The organism is Kordiimonas aquimaris (assembly GCF_025574485.1).
Taxonomy (GTDB): Bacteria; Pseudomonadota; Alphaproteobacteria; order Sphingomonadales; family Kordiimonadaceae; genus Kordiimonas; species Kordiimonas aquimaris.
This window is the reverse complement of sequence record NZ_JAOBPO010000004.1, coordinates 229444-254030: the sequence shown is the minus strand read 5'-3', so window position 1 is coordinate 254030 and position 24587 is coordinate 229444. Positions and strand designations below refer to the sequence as shown.

27 protein-coding genes and 1 riboswitch are annotated in these 24587 nt (G+C 46.2%); of the genes, 5 read left to right on the top strand and 22 right to left on the bottom strand.

Features of this window, described 5'->3' with window-relative positions; translation table 11 throughout:
• Positions 1-34 precede the first annotated feature (34 nt).
• The 3 genes from gcvH to OEU88_RS14220 all read right to left on the bottom strand — a co-directional run bounded on the left by gcvH (position 35) and on the right by OEU88_RS14220 (position 2434).
• A complete protein-coding gene (gcvH, locus tag OEU88_RS14230; RefSeq protein ID WP_262695874.1) occupies positions 35-409 on the bottom strand; it encodes a glycine cleavage system protein GcvH in 375 nt (124 codons plus the stop codon).
• Between the two features lie 25 nt (positions 410-434).
• The gene (gene gcvT / locus OEU88_RS14225; protein ID WP_262695873.1) at positions 435-1559 is read right to left on the bottom strand and encodes a glycine cleavage system aminomethyltransferase GcvT; all 1125 of its coding nucleotides are present in this window, start codon (positions 1557-1559) and stop codon (positions 435-437) included.
• A 148-nt stretch (positions 1560-1707) separates the two neighbouring features.
• Positions 1708-1794: riboswitch (glycine riboswitch) on the bottom strand.
• A gap of 133 nt (positions 1795-1927) precedes the next feature.
• Entirely contained in the window at positions 1928-2434 is a 507-nt protein-coding gene (locus tag OEU88_RS14220) for a hypothetical protein (protein WP_262695872.1), read from the bottom strand.
• A 297-nt stretch (positions 2435-2731) separates the two neighbouring features.
• Here OEU88_RS14220 and ispH point away from each other — a divergent pair, with 297 nt between their 5' ends.
• The 4 genes from ispH (at position 2732) to OEU88_RS14200 (ending at position 5404) form a co-directional block, all read left to right on the top strand.
• Positions 2732-3709 (top strand): 4-hydroxy-3-methylbut-2-enyl diphosphate reductase, encoded by a 978-nt coding sequence (gene ispH, locus OEU88_RS14215; RefSeq protein ID WP_262695871.1) that lies wholly within the window; start codon positions 2732-2734, stop codon positions 3707-3709.
• Positions 3709-4668: a homoserine kinase gene (locus OEU88_RS14210; RefSeq protein WP_262695870.1), complete on the top strand. Its 960-nt coding sequence runs from the start codon at positions 3709-3711 to the stop codon at positions 4666-4668. Before ispH ends, OEU88_RS14210 begins: the two co-directional genes overlap by 1 nt.
• Positions 4658-5119, top strand: coding sequence for a ribonuclease HI (rnhA, locus tag OEU88_RS14205; RefSeq protein WP_262695869.1), 462 nt, complete (start codon positions 4658-4660; stop codon positions 5117-5119). Before OEU88_RS14210 ends, rnhA begins: the two co-directional genes overlap by 11 nt.
• Before the next feature lie 93 nt (positions 5120-5212).
• Positions 5213-5404, top strand: coding sequence for a hypothetical protein (locus tag OEU88_RS14200; RefSeq protein WP_262695868.1), 192 nt, complete (start codon positions 5213-5215; stop codon positions 5402-5404).
• Between the two features lie 26 nt (positions 5405-5430).
• Here the strand turns inward: OEU88_RS14200 and OEU88_RS14195 are convergent, their stop codons facing one another.
• From OEU88_RS14195 to OEU88_RS14160, 8 genes are all read right to left on the bottom strand, one after another.
• Positions 5431-7224 carry a sodium:solute symporter family protein gene (locus OEU88_RS14195; protein WP_262695867.1) on the bottom strand — a complete coding sequence of 598 codons (1794 nt, stop codon included), beginning with the start codon at positions 7222-7224 and terminating at the stop codon, positions 5431-5433.
• On the bottom strand, positions 7221-7538 hold the full coding sequence (locus OEU88_RS14190; RefSeq protein WP_262695866.1) for a DUF4212 domain-containing protein: 318 nt from the start codon (positions 7536-7538) through the stop codon (positions 7221-7223). The genes OEU88_RS14195 and OEU88_RS14190 overlap by 4 nt, the downstream gene beginning before the upstream one ends.
• Positions 7539-7664: 126 nt before the next feature.
• On the bottom strand, positions 7665-9380 hold the full coding sequence (locus OEU88_RS14185) for a M28 family metallopeptidase (RefSeq protein ID WP_262695865.1): 1716 nt from the start codon (positions 9378-9380) through the stop codon (positions 7665-7667).
• 134 nt (positions 9381-9514) lie between these two features.
• A complete protein-coding gene (locus tag OEU88_RS14180) occupies positions 9515-10819 on the bottom strand; it encodes a DsbA family protein (protein ID WP_262695864.1) in 1305 nt (434 codons plus the stop codon).
• 17 nt (positions 10820-10836) lie between these two features.
• Positions 10837-11298, bottom strand: a complete 462-nt coding sequence (locus OEU88_RS14175) for an NfeD family protein (RefSeq protein ID WP_262695863.1) — start codon at positions 11296-11298, stop codon at positions 10837-10839.
• A gap of 31 nt (positions 11299-11329) precedes the next feature.
• Positions 11330-12313, bottom strand: a complete 984-nt coding sequence (locus tag OEU88_RS14170; protein WP_262695861.1) for an SPFH domain-containing protein — start codon at positions 12311-12313, stop codon at positions 11330-11332.
• Positions 12314-12432: 119 nt separating this feature from the next.
• Positions 12433-12915: a peroxiredoxin gene (locus OEU88_RS14165; RefSeq protein WP_262695860.1), complete on the bottom strand. Its 483-nt coding sequence runs from the start codon at positions 12913-12915 to the stop codon at positions 12433-12435.
• Positions 12916-12995: 80 nt separating this feature from the next.
• Positions 12996-13865 carry a protein-disulfide reductase DsbD domain-containing protein gene (locus OEU88_RS14160; protein ID WP_262695859.1) on the bottom strand — a complete coding sequence of 290 codons (870 nt, stop codon included), beginning with the start codon at positions 13863-13865 and terminating at the stop codon, positions 12996-12998.
• Positions 13866-14049: 184 nt separating this feature from the next.
• Between OEU88_RS14160 and OEU88_RS14155 the strand changes: the two genes are divergently transcribed.
• The gene (locus tag OEU88_RS14155) at positions 14050-14613 is read left to right on the top strand and encodes a YqgE/AlgH family protein (RefSeq protein WP_262695858.1); all 564 of its coding nucleotides are present in this window, start codon (positions 14050-14052) and stop codon (positions 14611-14613) included.
• 30 nt (positions 14614-14643) lie between these two features.
• Here OEU88_RS14155 and OEU88_RS14150 read toward each other — a convergent pair whose 3' ends face one another.
• From OEU88_RS14150 to coxB, 11 genes are all read right to left on the bottom strand, one after another.
• Positions 14644-15327 (bottom strand): PAS domain-containing protein, encoded by a 684-nt coding sequence (locus tag OEU88_RS14150; RefSeq protein WP_262695857.1) that lies wholly within the window; start codon positions 15325-15327, stop codon positions 14644-14646.
• Between the two features lie 135 nt (positions 15328-15462).
• Positions 15463-16701, bottom strand: coding sequence for a M16 family metallopeptidase (locus tag OEU88_RS14145; protein WP_262695856.1), 1239 nt, complete (start codon positions 16699-16701; stop codon positions 15463-15465).
• Positions 16698-18095 carry a threonine synthase gene (gene thrC, locus OEU88_RS14140; protein WP_262695855.1) on the bottom strand — a complete coding sequence of 466 codons (1398 nt, stop codon included), beginning with the start codon at positions 18093-18095 and terminating at the stop codon, positions 16698-16700. The genes OEU88_RS14145 and thrC overlap by 4 nt, the downstream gene beginning before the upstream one ends.
• A gap of 161 nt (positions 18096-18256) precedes the next feature.
• Positions 18257-18958 carry an SURF1 family protein gene (locus OEU88_RS14135; RefSeq protein ID WP_262695854.1) on the bottom strand — a complete coding sequence of 234 codons (702 nt, stop codon included), beginning with the start codon at positions 18956-18958 and terminating at the stop codon, positions 18257-18259.
• Between the two features lie 2 nt (positions 18959-18960).
• Complete coding sequence (locus OEU88_RS14130; RefSeq protein WP_262695853.1) at positions 18961-19371, bottom strand: DUF983 domain-containing protein; 411 nt, start codon at positions 19369-19371, stop codon at positions 18961-18963.
• A 6-nt stretch (positions 19372-19377) separates the two neighbouring features.
• Positions 19378-20229 carry a cytochrome c oxidase subunit 3 gene (locus OEU88_RS14125; protein ID WP_262695852.1) on the bottom strand — a complete coding sequence of 284 codons (852 nt, stop codon included), beginning with the start codon at positions 20227-20229 and terminating at the stop codon, positions 19378-19380.
• Positions 20230-20277: 48 nt separating this feature from the next.
• Entirely contained in the window at positions 20278-20838 is a 561-nt protein-coding gene (locus OEU88_RS14120; RefSeq protein WP_262695851.1) for a cytochrome c oxidase assembly protein, read from the bottom strand.
• The gene (locus OEU88_RS14115; protein WP_262695850.1) at positions 20835-20993 is read right to left on the bottom strand and encodes a hypothetical protein; all 159 of its coding nucleotides are present in this window, start codon (positions 20991-20993) and stop codon (positions 20835-20837) included. Before OEU88_RS14115 ends, OEU88_RS14120 begins: the two co-directional genes overlap by 4 nt.
• Positions 20993-21919, bottom strand: a complete 927-nt coding sequence (locus tag OEU88_RS14110) for a heme o synthase (protein WP_262695849.1) — start codon at positions 21917-21919, stop codon at positions 20993-20995. Before OEU88_RS14110 ends, OEU88_RS14115 begins: the two co-directional genes overlap by 1 nt.
• Positions 21920-21958: 39 nt before the next feature.
• The gene (gene ctaD, locus OEU88_RS14105; protein WP_262695848.1) at positions 21959-23560 is read right to left on the bottom strand and encodes a cytochrome c oxidase subunit I; all 1602 of its coding nucleotides are present in this window, start codon (positions 23558-23560) and stop codon (positions 21959-21961) included.
• Positions 23561-23584: 24 nt separating this feature from the next.
• Entirely contained in the window at positions 23585-24475 is an 891-nt protein-coding gene (gene coxB, locus OEU88_RS14100) for a cytochrome c oxidase subunit II (RefSeq protein ID WP_262695847.1), read from the bottom strand.
• Positions 24476-24587: the final 112 nt, after the last annotated feature.

Sequence of the window (24587 nt, the reverse complement as noted above, 5' to 3'; positions counted from 1 at the left end):
CACAAAAAAGGGCGCAAACCAGTGCGCCCCAATATTAATCTAAACCAGCAACAAACGTGTTGTAAGCTGCTTCATCCATCATGTCGTCTAAGTCACTGACAGCATTAAGCTTCATTTTAAAGAACCAGCCGCTTCCAGTCGCGTCAGTATTCACGAGAGCTGGACCATCTTCCAGCGCTTCATTAACTTCCACAATTTCGCCGTCAAGTGGTGCGTATACTTCGCTCGCTGCTTTTACAGACTCAACAACAGAAACTTCATCGCCTTTGGCAAAGCTTGTACCAACTTCAGGCAATTCAACAAAAACAACATCACCAAGTGCTTTTTGAGCGTAATCAGTAATCCCGATTGTTGCGATATCACCGTCCGCATCAATCCATTCATGATCTTCAGTGTATTTAATCATCATTTTTCCCCATGATTAGCGATTGTAGTTATTTGCGCTTGTACCGCTGCGCAACAAAAGGTGTGGATACGACTTTAGCAGGGTACGGTTTGCCGCGAATCATTAACTGAATTTCCGTACCAATAGATGAAAGCTCTTTCGGTACATAGCCACGTGCAACAGGCCCACCAAACGTGGGACCAAAGCCACCAGATGTAACCTTGCCGACAACAGTACCGTTCATGTCTGCAATTTCGGTACCTTCACGAGCTGGAGCTCGTCCTGCCGGCACAATGCCAACAAGTGACTTCTTTGGCCCATCCTGAAGCTGAGAGAGAATGCGTTCGCTTGCGATAAAGTCGCCTGCTTCCCTGCGCTTTTTACCAAGTGTAAATGAAAGACCGGCTTCTACTGGCGTTATCGAACCGTCAAAATCATGCCCCGAAAGACATAACCCTGCTTCCAGGCGCAAGCTATCCCTGGCACCCAAGCCGATCCATTCTACATCAGCATGGCGCAACAATCGCGCAGCAAAGGCAGCAGCATCAGCTTCCGGCACTGAAATTTCAAACCCATCTTCACCCGTATAACCACAACGGGATACCCAGCAAACGGCACCCTCCAAGGTAATCATGGTTGTTTCCATAAACACCATATCCTTCACTTCAGGAGCAAGCTCAGCGAGAACCGATTCAGCCTTTGGTCCTTGCAACGCCAGCAGCGCCCGGTCAGCTAAAGGTTCAAGAATAAGCCTGCCTGCGAAATGTTCCTCGATGATACGGTAATCTTTCTCTTTGCATGCACCATTAACAACCACAAAAAGTGTACCCTCTGGTTCAAAGGTACGAGCGATCATCAAGTCATCTTCAATGCCACCCTCATCATTCAAAAGTACTGTTAGCCGCATTTTTCCGGGCTTGAGCACGCTAAGCGCGCTTGGCATTAACTCTTCAATAATTTTTGCTGGGTCGCTACCATCTGTTGATCGGATATAACATTGACCCATATGTGATACGTCAAACAAACCCGCTTTTTCACGTGTATGGATGTGCTCTTTCATAATGCCAAGCGGATACTGGACAGGCATGCTATAACCGGCAAAAGGCACCATCTTGCCACCATATTCTAGCTGTAAATCGTGAAAAGGGGTCTTAAGAAGATTGTCGTCCGTCATGCTACACTCCGCGCGCAAGGGCACCGGTTAAATCCGGCTAAATGCGCCCCCTCTGTCACGGAACCTGAGAGATTTCACTAGCAGGATTTACTCCCTCTAGCTTACCCCGTCGGTGAGAAGCATAATGCTTCTGCTTTCCAGAGTGTCAATCGAATGCGCGGTCCTTTTGCCTGAGAGTTTCCGGGGCGGTTGCTCCTTCGGCGCCAGCAATGCTGAGCTCTCCCGCGCATGGCTGCAAAATACTTTTGCATGACCTTAACGTTGCGCCGGATAATAGGCGTAAAGATTTCAGAGTCAATCAGCTAATATGATAGATGAAGTAATCGTTATAAAAACAGAGATAACGACAAACTTAAGGCTGGCTTATATCAGCGCTCCATGTTGTAAACGACATCATTTACATCCAACTGAAAACCAATAAGTAATTCGTAGTTATAGCGGCGTGCCTGCTCAATTGTAGGGATAAACTGGCTTAATGTTTCCAGCGAGTCCGCAAAACCGTTTTCATCAAAATTTAGCGCGACATCATAAACGCGTTTAGTCACTATTTGACTATTATCTTTCAACACAACCACGAAGTACGGCACAGTTACTGTTTGATTGGTAACACGACCATCTGATTGAGCCCCTACATAGAAGCTGATAGCAGATGCAACAGCATCGCCTTCTTCACAACTAACTGAAACATCACTGATTGAAGCGGTATACAGAACATTCTCAACATTCCGGTCTTCACCATCAAAGCGCGTTAAAGTTCCAGCATCGCCGACAATTGCAACAGCTGGGCAACGAGAAATAGTTACTTCAAGCGGATTGGACGCACATGCGGAAAGTGCAAAAACCAGTATAAACAAACTAACAACGCGAGCGGACATACTGCCCCTTTCAAACCTAAGTAACATTGCCGTAAAGGCCTATTTTGCCGCGATCATAAGGATAAGCTTTTAAAAGAGCAACCCACCATCACAACGCATTTAAATAGCGAATTTAAGTAGTTGAAAAGGCAACATTATGACATCAGAAACTATATGCTATAATGCTCACCAATTTTGCCAGCAAGCACACTCGGCTCTAAAAGAAGAATATATCTTATCTTGTTGCATTCGCCGCACTTGACCCCCATCGCACTAAAGGTTAGCACATAGCTATTCCGTTTGTTTAAAGGCACCTTCATGTACGACATAAAACCAGTATCTGCAGCCGAAACAAATTCTGATATTCGCATTTTGCTTGCTAATCCTCGGGGTTTTTGCGCTGGTGTGGATCGTGCGATCAAGATTGTTGAATTAGCGATCAAGAAGTTTGGCGCGCCAGTCTATGTTCGCCACGAGATTGTTCATAACCGTTACGTTGTTGAAGGCCTGGAGGCTATTGGTGCTGTCTTTGTTGATGAATTAGACGAAGTTCCTGCAGATGCACCTGTTGTATTCTCGGCACACGGCGTTCCAAAGTCTGTACCGGCAGAAGCTGAAAAGCGTAAAATGGTTTATGTGGATGCGACATGTCCTCTTGTGTCCAAAGTTCACCGTGCCGTGGAACGACATCAATCCTCAGGCCGTCATATTTTAATGATTGGTCACGAGGGGCATCCAGAAGTAATTGGCACAATGGGCCAAATTGCAGAAGGCTCTATGTCTTTGATCGAAACTGTTGAAGACGCTGAAAGTTTCATGGCAGATGACCCTGCAGAATTAGCATACGTAACACAAACAACACTTTCGGTTGAAGACACCGCCGACATTGTCAGCACTTTGGAAAGGCGATTTCCTGAGCTCACCAATCCTAAAAAAGAAGACATCTGCTACGCCACAACCAATCGTCAAGTTGCTGTGAAAGAGGTCGCCAAACAGGCAGACCGCGTTATCGTTATTGGCGCTCCTAATTCTTCAAACAGTATGCGCCTTGTAGAAGTCAGCGAGAAGCGCGGCTGCTCTGCAAGATTGGTACAGCGTGCCGCAGATATCGATTGGGCATGGGTGAAAGGTGCAAAAACTATCGGCATAACAGCAGGAGCAAGTGCTCCAGAAGTACTGGTAGAAGAAGTCATTGAAGCCCTAAAAGAACGGTACAATGCAAATGTAGAACTTGTTACAACTGCTGAAGAGAATGTAGTCTTTAAGGTCCCACCAATATTGAAAGATATTACTTAATGGCAATATATACCCATGTTGACGAGCGTACGCTTGCGCGCTTTCTCAGCAGCTACAATCTTGGGTCAGCCGTCGCTTTCAAAGGTATTGCTGAAGGTGTTGAAAACTCCAATTACTTCCTGGAAACAGAAAAATCACGTCTCATTCTTACGCTTTACGAAAAACGTGCAGACCCTCAAGACTTGCCCTATTTTCTTGATCTGATGCAGCATCTTTCCAGTGATGGACTACCTTCCCCAGAACCTGTCAAGGACAAGAACGGTAAGGCATTGCAAACATTGTTAGACAAGCCGGCTTGTTTGATAAGTTTCTTGAACGGCGTAAGTACAGATGACCCCGATAAGCAACATTGTGCTGCTCTTGGCACCATGATGGCCAGGATGCATAGCTCATTAAGCAGTTTCAAACAGGTACGCCGCAATGATTTATCCATTTCAGGATGGCAGAAACTCATACGTGATATTGGGGACAAAGCAGATACCGTGAAACCTGGCTTGTCCAAAATTATTCATGATGAAATAGAATACTTGTCTACGCATTGGCCTGAAAACCTGCCAACCGGTCCCATTCATGCTGACTTATTTCCTGACAATGTGCTCTTTACTGGACATGAAATTACAGGCGTGATCGATTTCTATTTCGCCTGCACAGATACTCTAGCTTACGACATTGCTGTATGCCTCAATGCATGGTGTTTCGATAGCCAGCAACGCTTTGTGCCGGAAAAGGCCAAACGGTTGATTGAGATGTATGATGCTACGCGCTCTCTTTCTGGCGCAGAAGTGTCAGCCTTGCCTATCTTATGCCGCGGTGCTGCCTTACGCTTCCTGCTGACGCGCCTTTATGATTGGCTTAATCCTGTTGAAGGTGCGGTTGTACGCCCTAAAGACCCGATTGAATATCTTGCAAAACTATCCTTCCATCAAAACGTGAAAGATGCCGCTACATATGTCGTCTAAGCCAATAAATAATACTGTTCAAATTTATACTGACGGTGCTTGTTCTGGCAATCCAGGCCCAGGCGGTTGGGGTGTATTGATGCTGTACGGCGAAAATGAAAAAGAGCTCACAGGCGGCGAGTTTGAAACCACAAATAACAGGATGGAGTTGACAGCCGCGATTGAAGGTTTGCGTGCTCTCAAAAGGCGCTGCAAGGTGGAACTATACACTGACAGCACATATGTGAAAGACGGCATAACCAAATGGATCATTGGCTGGAAAGCCAAAGGGTGGAAAACAGCTGCGAAAAAGCCAGTGAAAAATGAAGACTTATGGCGCATGCTCGACGATGTATCTGCTAATCATGACATTGATTGGAAATGGGTAAAAGGCCATGCCGGCAATCCAGAAAACGAACGAGCTGATGCTCTCGCAAACCAAGGCATGTCACTGTATAAGGGCGATATTTAATTTGCGTAATTATAGATATGTTTTATAGATTCGCGCGCAAACAAGACCAACCAAAGTTTTGAAGTAACATTAATTATAAATCAGGAAATAAAAATGAGTAAAAAAGAAGGCGAGATTAATTTTGCCCACACAGTCATTGAACTGGAAATTCGCGTTGGCTTACTAGAAAGAATGCTTATCGCATCTGGCCGTGGCGGCACCATAACGCAAGATGATATTAACAAAATGCGCGACGAAGCAAAGCAGCAAGTTGCGGCTAAATATCCAGGCCTTGAGATCAAATAATATACCAAGCATTAGTGCAGGGATTTTTAGTGCTTTTGCGCACTTCCTGCACCAGCTGGAATACGAATATCATCCACAAGAGCTTGCACGGATGCAGGTGTTGCCTTGGTAAACCGGGCAACGGTCATCGCAACCACAAAATTAATAACCATCCCGATCGAACCAATACCTTCCGGCGAAATACCAAGCATCCAGTGCTCGGCGGTATTCACAGCGCCAAACCAGTCAGACTTGAAATAAGCGATATAGGAAACTGTGAACAACAGACCTGAAACCATGCCTGCAATTGCACCTTCACGGTTCATATGTTTCATGAATATACCCATCAAAATCGCTGGGAAAAGCGAAGACGCAGCCAAACCAAATGCAAGAGCAACAACTTGTGCAACAAATCCCGGTGGATTTATTCCTAGATAACCGGCAACAGCAATAGCAAGTACAGCAGCGCCGCGGGCTGCGAGCAGTTCCATTTTATCTGTTATATCAGGCATGAAGGTTTTCTTCAGCAGGTCATGACTGATTGACGATGAAATAACCAGAAGCAAGCCAGCTGCGGTTGAAAGTGCGGCTGCAATTCCTCCTGCTGCAACCAGTGCAATAACCCAACCAGGCAATTTCGCAATCTCAGGGTTTGCGAGCACCATTATATCTCGGTCAACATTCACTTCATTATGGTTAGCTGTTGGGTTATTTGTAAGCAAACGTTCACCACTCTGCCCCCGCTCGCCTGTATATTCTGCACGCCCATCAAATGGTGCGCCGGGTCCGTATTGAACGATGCCATCGCTGTTTTTATCAACCCAGCCAATCAATCCAATATCTTCAAACGTTTTGAAGAATTGCGGCGTGCCACCTTGATCTTCACTTTGTGCATACGTTGAGCCATTCACTGTCTCAATAAAATTAATACGCGCGAAAGCACCAACAGCAGGCGCTGTTGTATAAAGTAAAGCAATGAACACAAGCGCATAACCAGCGGAAACACGTGCATCAGAAACTTTTGGTACAGTGAAAAATCGCACAATCACATGCGGCAAGCCTGCTGTACCAACCATTAGAGCCAGCGTAATAGCAAATATGTCGATCATAGACTTGGACGGTAATGTATAGGCCGTGAAGCCAAGGTCGAGAAGTGTCGCGTCAAGTTTTTCAAGTACAGTCAGGCCAGAGCCGTCCAGCACCTCCGAACCTAAGCCAGCTTGCGGAACAGGGTTGCCCGTAATCAGCATTGAGATAAAAATTGCCGGTGTCATGTAAGCAAAAATCAATACGCAGTACTGCGCAACCTGCGTGTAAGTGATGCCTTTCATGCCTCCCAGAACGGCATAAAAGAATACAACGGCCATGCCTACAAGAACACCCATCGTTATAGGGATATTTAGGAAATGCGAGAAAACAACACCAACACCCCGCATCTGCCCCGCAATATAAGTAAACGAGATTGCAATCAAGCATACAACAGCAACGACACGCGCCGTACCTGAATAGTATCGTTCACCAATAAAGTCAGGCACTGTATATTGGCCAAATTTGCGCAAATACGGCGCCAACAACAATGCAAGCAATACATAGCCACCTGTCCATCCCATGAGGTAAACAGACCCGTCATAGCCCGCAAAAGCAATGATGCCAGCCATTGAAATGAATGAAGCTGCGCTCATCCAGTCAGCTGCTGTTGCCATGCCGTTAGCAATGGGATGCACACCGCCACCGGCAACATAGAAATCTTTTGTTGAACCGGCGCGAGACCAAACAGCAATGCCAATGTAGAGCACAAATGAAAAGCCAACAGTAAGGTATGTTAGAAGCTGTGTACTCACGTCACATCTCCTGTATCGTCACCCTCATCTCGTTCATCCACACCGTACCGACGCTCAATAGCTTTCATTTTGCGTGTATATACAAAAATTAAAATGACGAAAACGTATATTGAACCTTGCTGTGCAAACCAGAAACCGAGAGGAAAGCCAATAAACGTAAAATCATTTAGAACATCAGCAAACAAAATACCGGCACCAAATGATACGGCAAACCATACGACGAGCAGGCCCAGCAGCAGTCTTATGTTCGCGCGCCAATAAGCTTTGGCGGCTTCACTGTCTGCCGCGGCATTGTCACTTGTCTGCTTTGTCATTCCGCCAACTCCCCGTTAAATCGGTCCATACTTCTTAACGTCAATGGTTACACAAGTGCATCAACACTGCCAAGCCCACAAAAAAAGCGCCACCAGTGGTAGCGCTTTTTGAGCTTAATTTATCAGTTATTTCTTACGGCTACCGGCAAACGTACGACCGAAGAAATCACCTTCATTCCAGGTTGGTCTCTTTGGTGCATTAGCGATATCGCTTGCGATCAACCAATTAGCATAAGCAAACTTAGCCCCGGCATCGAAATCAATATCCTGCGTTATATCATCTGCAGGCGAATGGTATGTCTTACTAAGGAATTGCTGGAATATCTTACCACCATCTTTCCCACCAAGTCCTTTGTTCCATCCCGTCATCAAAAATACCGACGGCACACCCTGCTGCACAAACCGGTAATGATCGCTACGCGTAAAAATACCTTCTTGTGGGATAGGATCTGGGCTAAGTGCGACATCGAGCTTCGCAAGTGCTGCTTCGGTAATAGGACCAAGACTGCTGCGTTCAGCACCGAACGCAACAACGTCCGTGAAATCATACAAAAGCAAAGGCATGTCCAGATTCACATTTGCAACAATGGCTGGCTTCTCAACAGTTGGATAATGCGCAAAGTATTCAGCACCCAACAAGCCACGTTCTTCCCCTGTTACAATCGTAAACAAAATAGAACGCTTTGGCCTTTCGCCGCCTGCAACATAGGCTCTTGCCACTTCAAGCAATGTTGAAACACCGGAAGCATTATCCAGTGCGCCATTATTGATCTTATCGTCGCCTTTCGCGTTCTCACTAACGCCGATATGGTCTAGATGAGCAGATAAAACAACATATTCAGACTTAAGGTTAGCGTCGGAGCCTTCAAGAACCGCAACAACATTTGGTGTATCAAATGGATCGGTTAGAATACTTTCACGTTTCATTGTTACGTTGGCGGTTAAGTCAAACCCGTCCACTTTGCCTGTATCTGCTTGAGCTAGCACATCGTCTAATGAACTGGATGACCCAGCAAACAGTTTGCGCGCCACATCATGGCTGATGGCTGCTGTCGCTTTTACGGAGCCCGCTTCAGACGCATCGCTATCTGGTGCAATCCAATCAAAGCTTTCACGCCCAAGAAACCGTTTAAAACTTGCAAATGGGCGGCGCTTTTCATCTGACGCACTATTGAATGTAATGATACCGACAGCTCCGCGCTCTTCTATCGCTTTCAGCTTTGTTGCACCCGAACCATGATGTGCTCTAATTTCAGTATTAAACGTTGACGGCGCACCTGATAAAGCAACAACGATCTTGCCACTCAGATCAAGGCCTGCCAAATCATCATGACCCAGGTCCGGTGCGTGGACACCGTAACCAACAAAAACAACGTCAGCCGACACTTCCCCTGACGGGTTTTTAACACTGCCAGACATAAAGAAATCGTCGCCGAGCTCCAACTCCAATGTCTCGTCGCCGTTACGCACAGTCATTGCTGCCGTATCAACATTCACCTTTGCCTTGCGCATAGGTACTTCCTGGAAGTAACCGCCATTATCACCCATCGGAGCAACACCTAGACGAGCAAATTCAGCGGCAACATAATGAGCAGCAATTCGGTGCCCTTCAGAACCGGTATCACGGCCACGCAATAAATCCTGCGATAAAAAGGTAACATCCGCCTTAATCCGATCAGCACTGAAAAATGCGCGATCAATGTTTTGTTGTTCCGAAGTTGCACCTGGCTCTACATATGCAACATCACTATTTGTCGTGCTATAAGAAGCACAGGCACTAAGAGCGAGCATTCCGGTTAGGAAGCCTCCAGCCCTTAAAGCTAAATGAAGTTGTTTTTTCATGATTATCCTATCCCCATTTATATTATCATTTGAAACTTAACTTAAGTAGCCCGCAGCATATCCAGATTGCATTAGCAGTCAATCTGTAGCCAGTCGAAATAAACTAAAGTTTATTCTCTATTTCAATTGCAATGCTATTGCTTCAACGCATCCACAATAGCCCACATCCTGTCCTGGCCCCACACAGTTTCACCTTCAACGCGAAAAGTCGGAACGCCCCAACTGCCATAGCGAAACATTTCATTCTTGTTCAGCTCAGCACGCCGTTTGGTTTCTTCCCGTGACAAAGCCTGTTTTTCAAAATCGGTAGCAAGACCAGATTTTACCAGAATTTGTGCCATACCTTTATCCGTTGAAGCATCCACACCTTCTGACCACACGGCACGCATACATGTACGGAAAAAAGTCAGCGCTTTCCCACTTTCATATTGGCCATCCTTTTCGAGGTCCTGCAACGCATACCCTATTTGCATTGCGCGCCAAGTCGCTTCACCGAGTGGGTCCACTACCTTGCCAAAAGCCACACCTTCTAATCGCGCTTCACGCGCGGTGTCCTGAAAAATATAACCACGCTTCGCTGGCGGCACTTTCATACCACGCATCATCATTGGCAGTACTGGCTTTAACAATAACCTTACTCCCGTTTTTTCGGCGAGCTCAGAAATAAGTTCCAAACCAACATAACTAAACGGGCTTCGGACAGAGAAAAATACCTCAACGGTTTTGGCAGAAACAGACCGTTCAAGCTCTTCCAGATCATACCGCCACAACCGATGTATTTCGTAGCCGGTCTCATCATCCCCCAGACCGAGCGCGTTCAATCGTCGCTCCAGATGATCAAGACGGTCGACGCCTACATAAAACTCGCCGCCGTAACTCAGGCATGCGCTGGCATAATGGCCCAGTTCATGGAGTTTCTTCTCGTTTTCAGTCAAAGTGTCCTCAGAAACATCCGCTATTGAACACATATTGCGTACAGTCGCCAGATCCTGCCGCCATAATGCAGCACCGATTTCCTCTGCTAAAGTGAAGAAAGCAGGATCAGATTGCCTGCTAGCAAGAAATCGATTTGCCATTCCTACAGCCAACCGGTCCGGCACCGTTGCTGACAACGAAAAACCCAAGCCGTAAAGGCGCGCCAAACGGCTGGCGTCCAGGATTGTATAAGCTTCATAACGCTGCGGGTCTGGGTACATGTTAGCAGGTAGTTTTTCGACCACGAGTGGCTTAATCACTACATTAAACCGTGACGCAATATCAGGCAGCACTTGTACCATCAACTGACAGTATGGGTCATCCGCTCTATGAAAATAATATATGATATGGTCTGCACGCCTTACCTTGCGCACAAGTTCTGTCCTGAAGCGGGCAAATTTTAACCGCTTTTCGCTGCTAAGCCATCTTGCGACGCTTGCCTTCAAAAAATTAGCTATAGTCATTTAGTGTGTTGGTCCTGTTAGCCTTTAACAGGTTCTACCACCAAAACTGTTCCATCAACAGCAGTAACATGTACTTGCGCACCTTTTGCGGCATCAGGGCCTTCTGCAAGCCAACGACTATCTCCCACCTGCACATGCCCGCGGCCATTTTTTATGGCCTCAACCACAACAAAACGCTTACCTACAAAGCGCCTCTCGTTAACATTAACTTCAGTTTCATGAGTGTCCGAACTTTGTTTATAAACGAAACGATTGCCCACATATATTGAAATGGTCGCCAAGGCGGCAAAGATAAGGCCGTGCCCGGCAAAACCAAGCGATGGCAACATCCATGCGACAACACCTGTAAGAGCCGATGCAGCACCAAGCCACAAAAGGTAAACACCTGGCACAAGCATTTCACCTGCCAGTAACAGAACGCCTGCAGACCACCAAAGCCAGTGCGCGTTATCAATCATCCAGTTCAATGACAACTCCATTCACTTCACTCCTTTCATAGCTACTGCAACATTACTCAACTATTGGAACGCCGCCCGACCGGGCAGGTTTCGCGCCCTTGCTTCCTGCTGGGCCACCGCTATTAGTTCCTACTTCTTTGAACAATTCAGCAATGCCGCCTATAGAACCAATGACACTCGATGCTTCCATCGGCATAAAGACCAATTTTTCATTCGGAGACCTTGCAAACTCTTGCAGTGCCTCAACATACTTTTGAGCAACAAAGTAGTTAATTGCCTGAGCATCCCCTTCAGAAATAGCTTTCGAGACCATTTCGGTAGCCTTGGCTTCTGCTTCTGCCTCACGTTCGCGGGCTTCAGCGTCTTTAAATGCAGCTTCGCGGCGCCCTTCCGCCTCAAGGATTGCAGAACGCTTCTCACCTTCTGCACGCAGAATTTCAGAGTTACGCTCTCCTTCAGCTTCAAGAATAGCGGCACGCTTCAAGCGCTCCGCTTTCATCTGGCGAGCCATCGCATCAACAATGTCCCGTGGCGGCGCAATATCTTTAATTTCAATACGCGTAATTTTCACGCCCCATGGCTGTGTGGCACCATCAACAACATTCATGAGCCGGGCATTAATCTCATCACGTTTGGAAAGCAACTCATCCAAATCCATAGACCCCATTACTGTCCTGAGATTAGTCATAGTGAGATTAAGGATGGCTAGAGTGACGTTACTAACCTCGTAGCTAGCTTGGGATGCATTTAAAACCTGGAAGAATACGACACCATCTGCCGCAACCATGGCGTTGTCTTTTGTGATGACTTCCTGTGTTGGAATATCAAGCACTTGCTCCATCATGTTCATGCGCTGACCAATGCGGTCAATAAACGGAACAATCAGATGAAAACCTGGTGTAAGGGTCCTAGTGTAACGTCCCATTCGCTCTACGGTATATTCAAAACCCTGACGCACGGTAACAACAGCAGAAAAGACAAGAATGATGGCAAGAATACCAACTAAACCGGCAAATATGCTTCCAATTTCAATCATATAAAACACTCCCAATCCCAAATAATGTATTTTTCACTACCACTACATGTAGGGAATACAACCGCAAAATAAAAGGGGCAGCCGCTGGCCACCCCTTAAATAATAAGATGAAAATGTTGCTATAATTGGTTCAAAACATACTCTGCACTCGACACTTGAAACGCGCCAGGCTCTTCGATATTAAGCGTTGTTACAACACCATTTTCCACAATCATGGCAAACCGTTTTGACCGTATTCCCATACCAAAACCACGACCGTCCATTTCCAGATCAATCGCTTTGGTAAAGTCGCCATTTCCATCAGCCAGCATTATAACTTTGTCTTCAACGCCAGCGTCTTTACCCCATGCATGCATAACGAACACATCGTTCACAGACATACACGCAATTGCATCAACGCCTTTAGCAAGAATTTCATCTGCACGTGTTACAAAACCCGGTAGATGTTTAGCTGAACATGTAGGCGTGAAAGCACCTGGCACTGAGAAAAACACAACTTTTTTACCTGCAAAAAACTCATCAGTAACAACTGGGCCAGGACCGTCTGCTGTCATTGTTGTCATAGTAGCTGTAGGAATTTTATCACCAACTTGGATTGCCATTATCTGCTCCGTTTAAATGTTAGTTCACCCATAGAAGTTTTCGCGGGCAACCTTGCATAGCTACTTGCTATGGACAAGCTCTATCGACCACTCAGGTCAAAAAAGCGATCAATTGCATTACCGCGTCCATCAGTAAGCGTTACACGTACTTTACCTTGGCTAAGATCATAATTAGATTGCGCAGAAACAACAGGCAGCACAAAACGCGCGGAACGACCGTCACGTCTTAAGCGCACTTTCGGTGAGCGAAACTGCATGCTCTCATTCGCTTCTGCCAAGACATCAGCCTTAGTCAAAGGCGCAGCAGCGGTCGCATCAACAATTAGATTTTGATGGCCCGGTGTACCAGCAAGACGCACAGAATCGATCACTAGTCCACCAGGCGCCGCATCACCAACCTCCGGCACTTTCGCAAGCCAGCTTTGTACTCGTATATCAGAGGTAATATCACCAGCGTTTTCTATATCTACTGCTAAATTATATGATGCTTCAAAAGGTACACAGATATCTTTACACACCATGAAATCAGCCTTGAGGTCTAATGACCCGGCAACATCGGAAGCCTTTACCTGAAACGGAATAACAACTTGCTTGCTGTAGCCATATGTTTCCAAACCAAATAATTCAAAACGCTCAGGAAACGGGTACAAAAGCTCAATCTGATTATCATTGGCGAATAGACGCACAGGCAACCCAGCTTCACCGGGTGATCGCCAATAAGTTTTCCAACCATCAGTTAACTTGGCTTCCCAAGCCAATAAAACTGTATCCTCACCATTACTGACGCGCGTAGGAAATAACTGTGCTATATCAGGAGAGGCAACGAGAATACGTGTTGAAATCATACCCTGATGATCCTGCCAAGCAGACTGATTAGCACTGATTGCAGGCACCTCCATTATAAATATAGTAACCATAATGGTACAAAGTGAGGTAACAAAAATACGCATAAATCTATCCTTTACATGCGCAGTGTCTAGCAACACAGGTTCTCAATAGCTAATAGCAATGCTTCACATTAGCGTTAATTCAATATCAGGAAATATGATTGTATTCATGGTTAGTATCCGTGATTATCCTGACACATTGCGTCCTTATAACATTGAGGATAGAATTATCTAAAGTGAGAAATGAATGCCTCAGTCCACTTACTTCGAGAATAAACTACTACTGGCTATGCCGTCCATGAGTGACCCACGCTTTGAGCGTAGTGTTATTTACATTTGCTCGCATGACGCATCTGGAGCAATGGGACTTGTTATCAATGCTCAACATGAAGCGCTGGATTTTCAGGGATTACTTGAGCAATTATCAATTGATGTAAGTGAAGAAGTGCCCAATGTAACTATTCACGCAGGTGGTCCTGTAGAACCTGGTCGTGGGTTCGTTCTACATTCAGCAGATTATGTTCAAGATTCAACCATGATTGTCAGCCAAACCACAGCACTGACCGCAACCGTTGATATATTAAAAGCAATGGCAAGCAATGCTGGCCCTATTAATCACCTGCTGACTTTAGGCTACGCTGGGTGGGGTGCGGGACAATTAGAGTCAGAAGTCCAAGCTAACGGCTGGATGATTGCTGACGCGGATGAAGAAATCATTTTTCATACTGAATTAGAACACAAATGGTCACGTGCAATGGCAATGTTGGGTATTGATATAGCTATGCTTTCAAGTGATGCTGGTCATAGTTAAACCGTCACTTGAGAGCAGGCTGGAAAATAATTAATGCGCTTGTGTTGTAGGTAAGACGTCCGATGTGAAGCAAGGGAACCGTTTATTCTCCTGCATACCGGCAGCAACATCAGAATTTAATACTGCCTCAACATCCAGCACACGCAGCTCTACACTTTTATCCTGCAGCTTCGCAGAAAGGCGCTCCGACAATTGATCTTCAGATAGAAAACGTGGTGATGGCACCGACAGCAATTCATCAATGAATTGGTCAAAATTTGGCCTACGGTCCACAAAACCAGGATTATTGTAATCAAAAGGCTTCACCGCACCAACCATAACAACGCCTCCCATCGCGCGTTGATCTGCAAATGGCAATGCAAGAACCTGAAGGTCCATCGTGGTCTGATTATCTAATGTGAATGACCCGCTGCGAAGTAAACCGCTGCCTTGTACAAGAGAGAGAGCGTATAGTTCTTCAGTAATATTGGCATTTTGATTAACAGAAAATAAGTCAGCGTACGACTGGTCTGTCATACCGCATCCAAGTGCTTCTTCGATACACGAGCCCGCAAGTCTGAATTTTAGCAAGCCGCTTTCGTCCATCTCAAGTATAAACATCCACCTGAGAATAGATGCGAGCTGCCTTAAATCCAGGTGACTACGCTCTGGCGGATATTTTCCACCCCCTAGCGCATACCAGTATTCTAAAAATTGTCGTAGTTCGCGGCTCACCCCTGAAACACCCCACGTTTAACTGTTGCGAATTCGTATCATTTTTACACAAACACTTCAATAGGATGGCAGCTCAGAAAAACGCATAAGTAGCAAACTAAAGCTTATTGGCGTAATTACACTGCAAATACAGCTTTAATTTAGAAACTCTGTTGCAGTTTTATTACCAACCGCAGCAAGCGAAGGCGAAGAATCAGATAAGATGTTTGCTCCAACTGTAGCAACATCCTTCATTGTGACGGCATCCACATTAGCTATCATTTCTGAAATAGGGATGATTTTATCAAACACCAACATCTGACGTCCGATTTGTTCCATACGTGACGTCGTTGCCTCAAGCGCCATCATAAGGCCAGCTTTGAGTTGAGCTCGCGCAACATTAAACTCCTGCTCATTAGGGCCTGCTGCCAACAGTTCCATCTCGCCATTGATAACGGGCAGTAATTCATTAGCCATTTGTGGCCCCGTGCCCGCGTAGATACCAAATAAACCTGTTTCAGCATGGCTGCTGCTGAAACTATACACAGAGTATGCAAGACCACGATGCTCGCGCACTTCCTGAAATAAACGCGATGACATACCTCCACCTAAAATAGTGGAGTATAGTTGATGCGCGTAATAGTCATCGTCATGATAAGATACACCCTGCCATCCAAGTGTCAGGTGCATTTGCTCAAGATCTCGCACTTCTACATGCTTGCCACCAATATATTTAGCAGGCAGCGCAGGCACGCGGTTCCCGGTTGGTAAACGCGCAAACTTATCAGTAACAAGCTCTATTAATTTTTCGTGACTTAAATTACCAACAGCAGAGATAACAATATTGGACGCTAAATAATGCGTCGCCAAAAACTCAGTTAAATCATCACGCGTAAAGGCTCGAACATTGTCAGCCTCTCCTAAAATGGTGCGGCCAATAGGCTGACCTGCAAATGCTGCTGCTTGAAGATTATCAAAAACAACATCATCAGGTGTATCAAGTGTCTGACCAATTTCTTGCAGAATGACATCTTTTTCGCGCTCTAGCTCAGCACTATCACAAACACTGTTAACAACAAGATCTGCCAACAGATCCACGGCTAACTCCATGTCGTCTTTAAGCACCCTTGCATAATATGTTGTGTTGTCACGCGAAGTGTAAGCGTTCATGTGTCCGCCGACAGCTTCAATCTCAAATGCAATGTCGCGAGCTGTTCTTTTTTTTGTGCCTTTAAACAGCATGTGTTCCAGACAATGCGTCAAACCGTTCTGACGCTCCGTCTCAAAACGCGCCCCTACATCAACCCAAACACCTACAGTGACCGTTTCTACAGACTTGCGGCTTTCGCTAACGACACGCAAGCCATTCGAAAGTTTTGTTACTTCAACGCTCAAGGTGACACCCCGTCTCGCACGAGCGATTGAAGCGCTGCCTTATCGTTTGCGAGCGTAAGATATGCTTCTTTTCTGTCGAAAAGGTCACTCATATGCTCAGGAAGCTTTGGCTTAACACCGCATGCAGCTTCAACAGCCGAACCAAATTTAACCGGATGTGCTGTAGCAAGTGTAATGTGCGGTGCATTATTTTCTGGCAGTGTTTCCATCGCCTTTAAGCCAATTGCAGTGTGAGGGTCAGCAAGGTATCCACACGTATCGACATATGTTTTGATAACATGCTTTGTGGCTTCATCATCCACTTGTAACGCATTGAAAATCTGTCGCGCAGTCTCAAGTGCTTCTGAGGTTAAAGTGATGCTGCCATCACGTCCGAATGCATCCATAGACCGCTTAACAGCAGCACCATCTCTACTCGCGAGGTCAAACATCATACGTTCAAAGTTACTTGAAACCTGAATATCCATACTAGGTGACAGTGTTGCATGCACATCACCTCGTCCATAGGTGCCTGTTTGTAGCGTCCGCGCCAAAATATCATTGCTATTGGTTGCAATAACCAGCTTCTCGATAGGCAGCCCCATCTGGCGCGCTATATATCCTGCATAAATGTCGCCAAAATTACCTGTAGGCACACTAAAGCTTAACGTCCTATCCGGGGCGCCCAAAGCAGCACCTGTTGTGAAATAATATACAACCTGCGCCATAACGCGTGCCCAATTAATCGAGTTCACGGCAGTTAGCCCAACTTCATCGCGAAAAGACAGATCGTTAAAACATTCTTTTACAAGTGCCTGGCAATCATCGAATGTCCCATCAATGGCAATATTAACAACATTCGGTTCAATCACAGTTGTCATTTGACGGCGTTGCACATCTGAAACGCGCCCTTTTGGATGCAACATATATATGGTCACATTATCGCGGCCACGGCAGGCTTCAATTGCTGCCGAGCCAGTGTCACCTGATGTAGCACCAAGAATGGTTAATTTTCTTTCCTTACGTGCCGTGAAATGATCGAAAAAGCGTCCTAATAATTGCAAAGCAAAATCTTTAAACGCAAGTGTGGGACCATGAAAAAGCTCTAAAACCCAATCTCTCTCATTGAGTTGCACAAGCGGCGCAACAGCCGGATGTCGAAATGTATCAGTGCTATATGTTTCTTCCAACATACGCTTAAGGCTGGCATTATCAATGGTTGTTCCAACAAACGGTTTGATAACGCGGTAAGCAATTTCTGCATACGTGTTACCAGCCATTGCGCGTATTTCATCATGAGAAAAAGAAGGAACCATTTCAGGTACATACAGGCCGCCGTCGCGCGCCAGCCCGGTCAGAGTTACACCTTCGAAATCTAGTGTTTCCGCTTCACCGCGTGTAGAAATATATTTCACTGCATTACAACTTAACTAACTGATTATTGCGCAAATGACGGACAGTCATAAAAGGCAGCGCGCGGATATGCAAGCCTATAAGCAAGGACTGACTTGTATATAGCAGTATATTGCAATGCTTTGTGCCGCAAAACCACACCATGAAACCATGGTAACAGATACTAATCTTTCTTTTTAAGACTAAAAGCGAGAAATACACCAATTAAACCAAGCGCCAAACCATACCACGTCAGCATATATTCGAAGTGATCATTGGGAATATCCACCCGCACTTGGCCGCCTTGCGGAAACCCCGCCGTATCATCACTATGGTCCGCAAATATACGAAAATGATAGTATTCCTTGGAGCTCAGCCCAAAAAATTGGGCCATTTCATGAACGTTTGCTGTGTACCATTCATTTTTTTCAAGGTTATCAGGCGGCGTAAAGTCACCAGCAACAGCACTTTCCATCAACACACCGTTAACCGTGATCTCACCAACCGGCAGTATTGGCAATTTCTGCTGTGCCAATGGTATCCAGCCAAAGTTCACCATAACAGCCCGCCCGTGCTGCCGTATCACCGGCTTATAGAGTGAGTAACCTGGCTTTCCCTTTAGGTTGGTTCCAAAAACCTTAATTGCCGGTGCATCGGCCGCCACACCATCAAAAGAAACACGACGATACACCACTGATTGCGGATCATCCAAATGCACGGGCAATAGCATGGGGTCCGCTGACATGCCTTGCTCGATGGATTTTAGCAGCTGTGTTTTAGGGCCAATTTTTTGTGCTTGCCACGTACCAAGGAAAATAAGAATAGCCAGCGCCGATAATACAGCTGTCACTATCTTCCAGTTAGTTTCAAAAGCAATCCGGTTCATAATTAGGCACCTTTATCATCCAATTTGCCTTCATGGGCATCATGATGAAACTGCAAGGCCACCAATGTAGCCTTGAACACACGCAGCATCCAAATGCTACCAAATAAGATAACCATACCGAGCACAGCAGCAATCATCCACGGTGGCATAGAAAACGTTCCGTACAGGATGAAACCAAGCAAGGCGCAAACAAAACCCAGGATCAGAATAACAAAAACCTGCGCACCATCACCCGGATCTGCAGCACTCAGGTCAAAATCGCAGTGTGGGCATATTTCTCGTACTTCAAGCACGTTATGAAACAGCGGTGCTTCACCGCAATTTGGGCAAACGCACCTAAACCCTGCCCTATAAGGCGAAACCGACCGGCTATGCCGATCGGTTTCATGTTTCGTATTGAGTGTATCACTCATCTATAATTAGCCGCCCCAGATATAAACGGCAAAGAACAGGAAGAGCCACACGACATCAACAAAGTGCCAATACCAAGCCGCAGCTTCAAACCCAAAATGGTGATCTGCTTTAAACTGGCCTTTAATCGCGCGTCCCAAGCATACCGCTAGGAAGATCGTACCAATTAATACATGAAAACCATGGAAACCCGTCGCCATAAAGAATGTTGCGCCGTAAATACTGCCTGAGAAGCCAAAGGCTGCGTGGCTATACTCATAACCTTGCACCATAGTGAACACAGCGCCGAGTGCTACTGTCAGCCATAACCCTTTGATCAAACCTTCACGGTCACCGTGCACAATTGCATGGTGTGCCCACGTAACTGTAGTGCCTGATAACAGAAGGATAAGCGTATTAATAAAAGGCAGGTGCCAAGGATCAAACGTTTCAATACCCCTTGGCGGCCACACAGCTTCATTACCAACAACTTCCCAGAAAGTGCCAGGCTCGATAGGCAAGGCTGGATATAAAGACGCATTAAAAAATGCCCAAAACCATGCAACAAAGAACATTACTTCAGAAGCAATGAACAGGATCATGCCGTACCGAAGGCCAATACCCACAACAGGAGTATGATCACCTGTCTCAGCTTCATGAACCACGTCTTTCCACCATGCAAAAGCAGTGTAGATAAGCAGCAAGAAGCCACTACCAAAAGCCCATGAACCAAAACTGCCACCAGCAATACCAAAGAAGTTAGCTTCTGGTTTCATCGCAAAAACGGCACCAAACAGCATTACAAAAATTGCAAGCGAGCCAATAGCTGGCCATGGGCTTGGGTTTACCAGATGGTAGTCGTGTTTTACTTCGCCTGCCATTTATTCCTCCTCAAAAAGCACATTACATAGTGCCTTACATATTGGGCCCTAGCGCCCCGTTACCGTCTCAACCTTTTCGTCATCAATAACGAAAAAAGTATATGAAAGCGTTACTTCCGTAACTTCATTCAAATTACGATCCTCTTCAATTAGAGGGTCGATAAAATACACCACCGGCATCATCATACGCTCGCCCGGCTTAAGCGTTTGTTCTGTAAAACAGAAACATTCTATCTTGGCAAAATACTCACCAGCTTTGTGTGGCGTGACATTGTAGGTTGCCGTTCCTGTAATTGTTTTGCTGGTCGGATTGAAAACTTCATAATAGGCAAGCCCCTGCTCCCCCACCTTTAGTTTCTGAGACACCTGTTCAGGCGAAAATTCCCAAGGCATATCGCGGTGAACATTAGCTGCAAAACGGACTTTCATGTCGCGGTCGGTCGCTTGTGCATCAAACAAGGCTGCACGCTGTGTCGTACCCCCGTATCCTGTAACCTTACAGAACAGGTCGTAAAGTGGTACAGAAGCATACGCCAGACCGATCATGCCGACTACGACACCAACAACAATTGTTGCTACGCGGCTATTTTTTTGCGCCACATCTGTCACGGTGCAAGCCCTTTGATCCGAAAATAACTGATAACCATCAAAGCAACTACAAAGATACCAAGTGACAGGCCCATCACGCGGTTACGCTTCTTCATGCGCGCATGCATATCAGGGTCAGGCGTAGGGAAATTATTTTGATCTGTTTCATGTGCCATCAGGATAGCCATCCTAGCGTTATGCGTTCACCTGCAAGGGCAGCAAACACGCTAAATAAGTAAAAGATAGAAAACACAAACAGCTTCCTGTCTGCTTTTTCGACACCACGCCAAACATTTACGGCAAGATACATAAAGCCTGCACCAAGTGCGCTGGAAACAATACCGTAAAACGGTCCCGCAAATCCCATAAAGTATGGTGCGATACCGCACGGTACCATCAACAAAGTATATAGAAGTATCTGTTTGCGCGTTTCAGTAACGCCTGCCACAAGCGGCAACATGGGAACACCAACCTTGGCGTAATCCTTCTTGATAAACAATGACAGCGCCCAAAAATGCGGCGGCGTCCACAAAAAGATAATACCAAACAGAACAATGGATTCGATTGTAACACTGTCTGTAACAGCAGCCCATCCAATCATCGGCGGAAAAGCACCCGCAGCGCCGCCAATAACTATGTTTTGCGGCGTACGACGTTTTAGCCACATGGTGTAAACAACAGCATAGAAGAATATGGTCAGAGCTAACAACGCCGCAGACGTTACGTTGGCAACAAGACCAAGCAAAACGACAGACGCGACAGATAACGTAAGGCCAAAGCCGAGAGCGTCTCCAGCCGTTACCTTACCCGATGGCACCGGGCGTGAAGCTGTGCGCTCCATGACAGCGTCAATATCGGCGTCATACCACATGTTTAACGCACCAGACGCTCCTGCTCCAATCGCAATCAATGTAATTGCCGCAAGTGCAAGCACTGGATGCATCGTACCAGGTGCGGCAATCATGCCGACGAATGCCGTAAACACAACAAGTGACATAACGCGTGGCTTCAACAATGCGAAAAAGTCACGCGCTTCAGCCTCCTGCCCACCATAGGCAGAAGACCGAGCCGTTTGTTTTGTTATGTCTACAGTGTCACTCACACCTGTTTCCTTAAGGTCTACTGGATACAAACCCAGCGATTACTTGATTTCCGGCAACTCATTGAACTGGTGGAATGGTGGTGGTGAAGACAAAGTCCACTCAAGAGTATTCGCGCCTTCGCCCCACTGATTGTTGCCCAGTGTTTTCTTGCGTGAAAGGGTAATGCCCATCACAACAATAAACAGAAGCACGCCAACAAGTGTCACAAGATATCCGATACTTGATACCCAGTTCCACTGTGCAAACGCATCAGGATAATCCACATAACGTCGAGGCATACCCTGCAAACCAAGGAAGTGTTGCGGGAAGAAAATTAGATTCACACCAATGAAAGTAATCCAGAACTGAACGTTTGCAAGGAAGTTCGGATACTCTTTACCAGACATCTTACCCATCCAGTAATAAAGACCGGCAAAGATTGCAAACACAGCACCTAGTGACAATACATAATGGAAGTGCGCAACAACATAGTATGTATCGTGCAATGCCACGTCAGCACCAGCGTTTGAAAGCACTACGCCTGTAACACCACCAAGGGTAAACAGAAGAATAAATGCAATCGCGTAGAGCATAGGCACCGTGAAGCGCAGCGAACCGCCCCACATCGTCGCAATCCATGAGAAGATTTTCACACCAGTCGGCACCGCAATAACCATTGTTGCAGCGACAAAGTATGCCTTCGTGTCAACATCAAGGCCTACTGTGTACATGTGGTGTGCCCACACGACAAAGCCGATAAAGCCGATTGCTGCCATTGCATACGCCATGCCCAAATAACCGAAAATAGGCTTCTTGGAGAAGGTAGATACAATATGACTAACGATACCAAATGCTGGCAAAATCATGATGTAAACTTCAGGGTGACCAAAGAACCAGAACAGGTGCTGGAACAAGATCGGATCACCACCGCCGGCAGGGTCAAAGAATGTCGTGCCGAAGTTACGGTCAGTCAACAACATAGTAATCGCGCCAGCTAGAACTGGTAGAGACAATACAAGCAAGAAAGCTGTAATCAGAATTGACCATGAAAACAGTGGCATCTTGTGGATCGTCATGCCTGGTGCGCGCATGTTGAAAATTGTAGTGATATAGTTGATCGCACCCATGATTGATGACGCACCCGCAACGTGAAGCGAGAAGATCGCCAGATCCATCGATGGACCCGGGTGTCCAGTAGTTGAAAGCGGCGCATATGCTGTCCAGCCACCGCCGAAACCATTTTGACCAACTGGACCTTCAACGAAAGTCGAAAGCAGTAGCAAAATGAATGCAGGCGGCATCAACCAGAACGAAATGTTGTTCATACGCGGGAACGCCATATCAGGTGCACCAATCATCAGCGGCACAAAGTAGTTACCAAAGCCACCAATCAAGGCAGGCATCACCATGAAAAATACCATGATGAGGCCGTGACCTGTTGTCAGCACGTTAAACATGTGCCGCGCTTGTTGCTCGGTCATACCAAACAAATCAGGAATAAAGTTTACGCCCGGATTCATCAATTCCATCCGAATAATACCAGACATACCAAAACCGATCATGCCGGCGATAAAAGCAAACCATAGATACATCACACCGATGTCTTTGTGGTTTGTTGAAAACACCCAGCGTTTCCAGCCGGTTGGGTTTGCGTGAGCCATTGCTCTTCCTTTCCCTAACGTATCTTATCGGCCGAGCGTAGGTGAGAGCAATGAGGCTGTTGTGCCTCCTTGACGCTCTACCCAACGGGCGAAATCTTGTTTTGAAACTACTTCAACGGCTATTGGCATGTAAGCATGGTCTTTACCACAAAGCTCCGAGCATTGGCCGTAATAAGTGCCAACTTCACGTGCCTCGAACCAAGTCTCATTCAAACGTCCTGGCACTGCATCCAGTTTCACACCAAAGGCAGGTACCGTCCATGCATGCAACACATCAGACGCTGTTAGCTGCACTTTAATCTTCGTATTCACCGGCAGTACCAAGCGATAATCCGTGTCCAACAAGCGTGCATTAAGTTTCGCAGGCCAACCAAGGAAGTTAGACAGTTCAGCTTCAACGGCTTGACGCTCATTTGCGTTTTCAAACGCACTATTTTGAACAACGTTTGCCGTCAACTCAATATCACCATAATCAGGGTAGCTATATGTCCAGTTCCACTGATTACCAGTAACATTAATCGCCATGTCCGTTTCCGGTACAACGTCTTGCCAATATAGAAGCGGTAAAGAAATCGCTCCGATCACAACCAGAATAATGATCGGAACTACAGTCCACACTACCTCGATAAATGTGTTGTGACTTACCTTTGACGGAACAGGATTCGCTTTTTCGCGGAATCGCCACATTGTGTAAAACATCAATGCAAAAACGAAAATCGTGATTACAGTGATGATCCACATTAACAGTTCGTTGAAGTCACCTATCTTTTGTGCTTGTTCACTAGCAGCTTCCTGCAACCATAGACCACCAGCTGTGGGTTGACCCACTCGGCCTTGTGCGAAAGCGCCAACCGTCACACCGAAGACAGCTGCCCCTGCAGCCATTAGTCCGGCGGTAAGCCTTTTGACGTTCATAACTCTGCTTCCCTTTTGCTTTGCCCTATACGAGCACCCGATTGCGGTAATACTAACCGCTTTCTGGTTATCAAGCCAGTCACATAGCCAATCATATATTATGATTATTCAA

Excerpts from the sequence above, each read along its gene's own strand:
- gcvH (WP_262695874.1), bottom strand. The coding sequence starts at position 409 with ATGATGATTAAATACACTGAAGATCATGAATGGATTGATGCGGACGGT.
- gcvT (WP_262695873.1), bottom strand. The coding sequence starts at position 1,559 with ATGACGGACGACAATCTTCTTAAGACCCCTTTTCACGATTTACAGCTA.
- OEU88_RS14220 (WP_262695872.1), bottom strand. The coding sequence starts at position 2,434 with ATGTCCGCTCGCGTTGTTAGTTTGTTTATACTGGTTTTTGCACTTTCC.
- ispH (WP_262695871.1), top strand. The coding sequence starts at position 2,732 with ATGTACGACATAAAACCAGTATCTGCAGCCGAAACAAATTCTGATATT.
- OEU88_RS14210 (WP_262695870.1), top strand. The coding sequence starts at position 3,709 with ATGGCAATATATACCCATGTTGACGAGCGTACGCTTGCGCGCTTTCTC.
- rnhA (WP_262695869.1), top strand. The coding sequence starts at position 4,658 with ATGTCGTCTAAGCCAATAAATAATACTGTTCAAATTTATACTGACGGT.
- OEU88_RS14200 (WP_262695868.1), top strand. The coding sequence starts at position 5,213 with ATGAGTAAAAAAGAAGGCGAGATTAATTTTGCCCACACAGTCATTGAA.
- OEU88_RS14190 (WP_262695866.1), bottom strand. The coding sequence starts at position 7,538 with ATGACAAAGCAGACAAGTGACAATGCCGCGGCAGACAGTGAAGCCGCC.
- OEU88_RS14185 (WP_262695865.1), bottom strand. The coding sequence starts at position 9,380 with ATGAAAAAACAACTTCATTTAGCTTTAAGGGCTGGAGGCTTCCTAACC.
- OEU88_RS14180 (WP_262695864.1), bottom strand. The coding sequence starts at position 10,819 with ATGACTATAGCTAATTTTTTGAAGGCAAGCGTCGCAAGATGGCTTAGC.
- OEU88_RS14175 (WP_262695863.1), bottom strand. The coding sequence starts at position 11,298 with ATGGAGTTGTCATTGAACTGGATGATTGATAACGCGCACTGGCTTTGG.
- OEU88_RS14170 (WP_262695861.1), bottom strand. The coding sequence starts at position 12,313 with ATGATTGAAATTGGAAGCATATTTGCCGGTTTAGTTGGTATTCTTGCC.
- OEU88_RS14165 (WP_262695860.1), bottom strand. The coding sequence starts at position 12,915 with ATGGCAATCCAAGTTGGTGATAAAATTCCTACAGCTACTATGACAACA.
- OEU88_RS14160 (WP_262695859.1), bottom strand. The coding sequence starts at position 13,865 with ATGCGTATTTTTGTTACCTCACTTTGTACCATTATGGTTACTATATTT.
- OEU88_RS14155 (WP_262695858.1), top strand. The coding sequence starts at position 14,050 with ATGCCTCAGTCCACTTACTTCGAGAATAAACTACTACTGGCTATGCCG.
- OEU88_RS14135 (WP_262695854.1), bottom strand. The coding sequence starts at position 18,958 with ATGAACCGGATTGCTTTTGAAACTAACTGGAAGATAGTGACAGCTGTA.
- OEU88_RS14130 (WP_262695853.1), bottom strand. The coding sequence starts at position 19,371 with ATGAGTGATACACTCAATACGAAACATGAAACCGATCGGCATAGCCGG.
- OEU88_RS14125 (WP_262695852.1), bottom strand. The coding sequence starts at position 20,229 with ATGGCAGGCGAAGTAAAACACGACTACCATCTGGTAAACCCAAGCCCA.
- OEU88_RS14115 (WP_262695850.1), bottom strand. The coding sequence starts at position 20,993 with ATGGCACATGAAACAGATCAAAATAATTTCCCTACGCCTGACCCTGAT.
- ctaD (WP_262695848.1), bottom strand. The coding sequence starts at position 23,560 with ATGGCTCACGCAAACCCAACCGGCTGGAAACGCTGGGTGTTTTCAACA.
- coxB (WP_262695847.1), bottom strand. The coding sequence starts at position 24,475 with ATGAACGTCAAAAGGCTTACCGCCGGACTAATGGCTGCAGGGGCAGCT.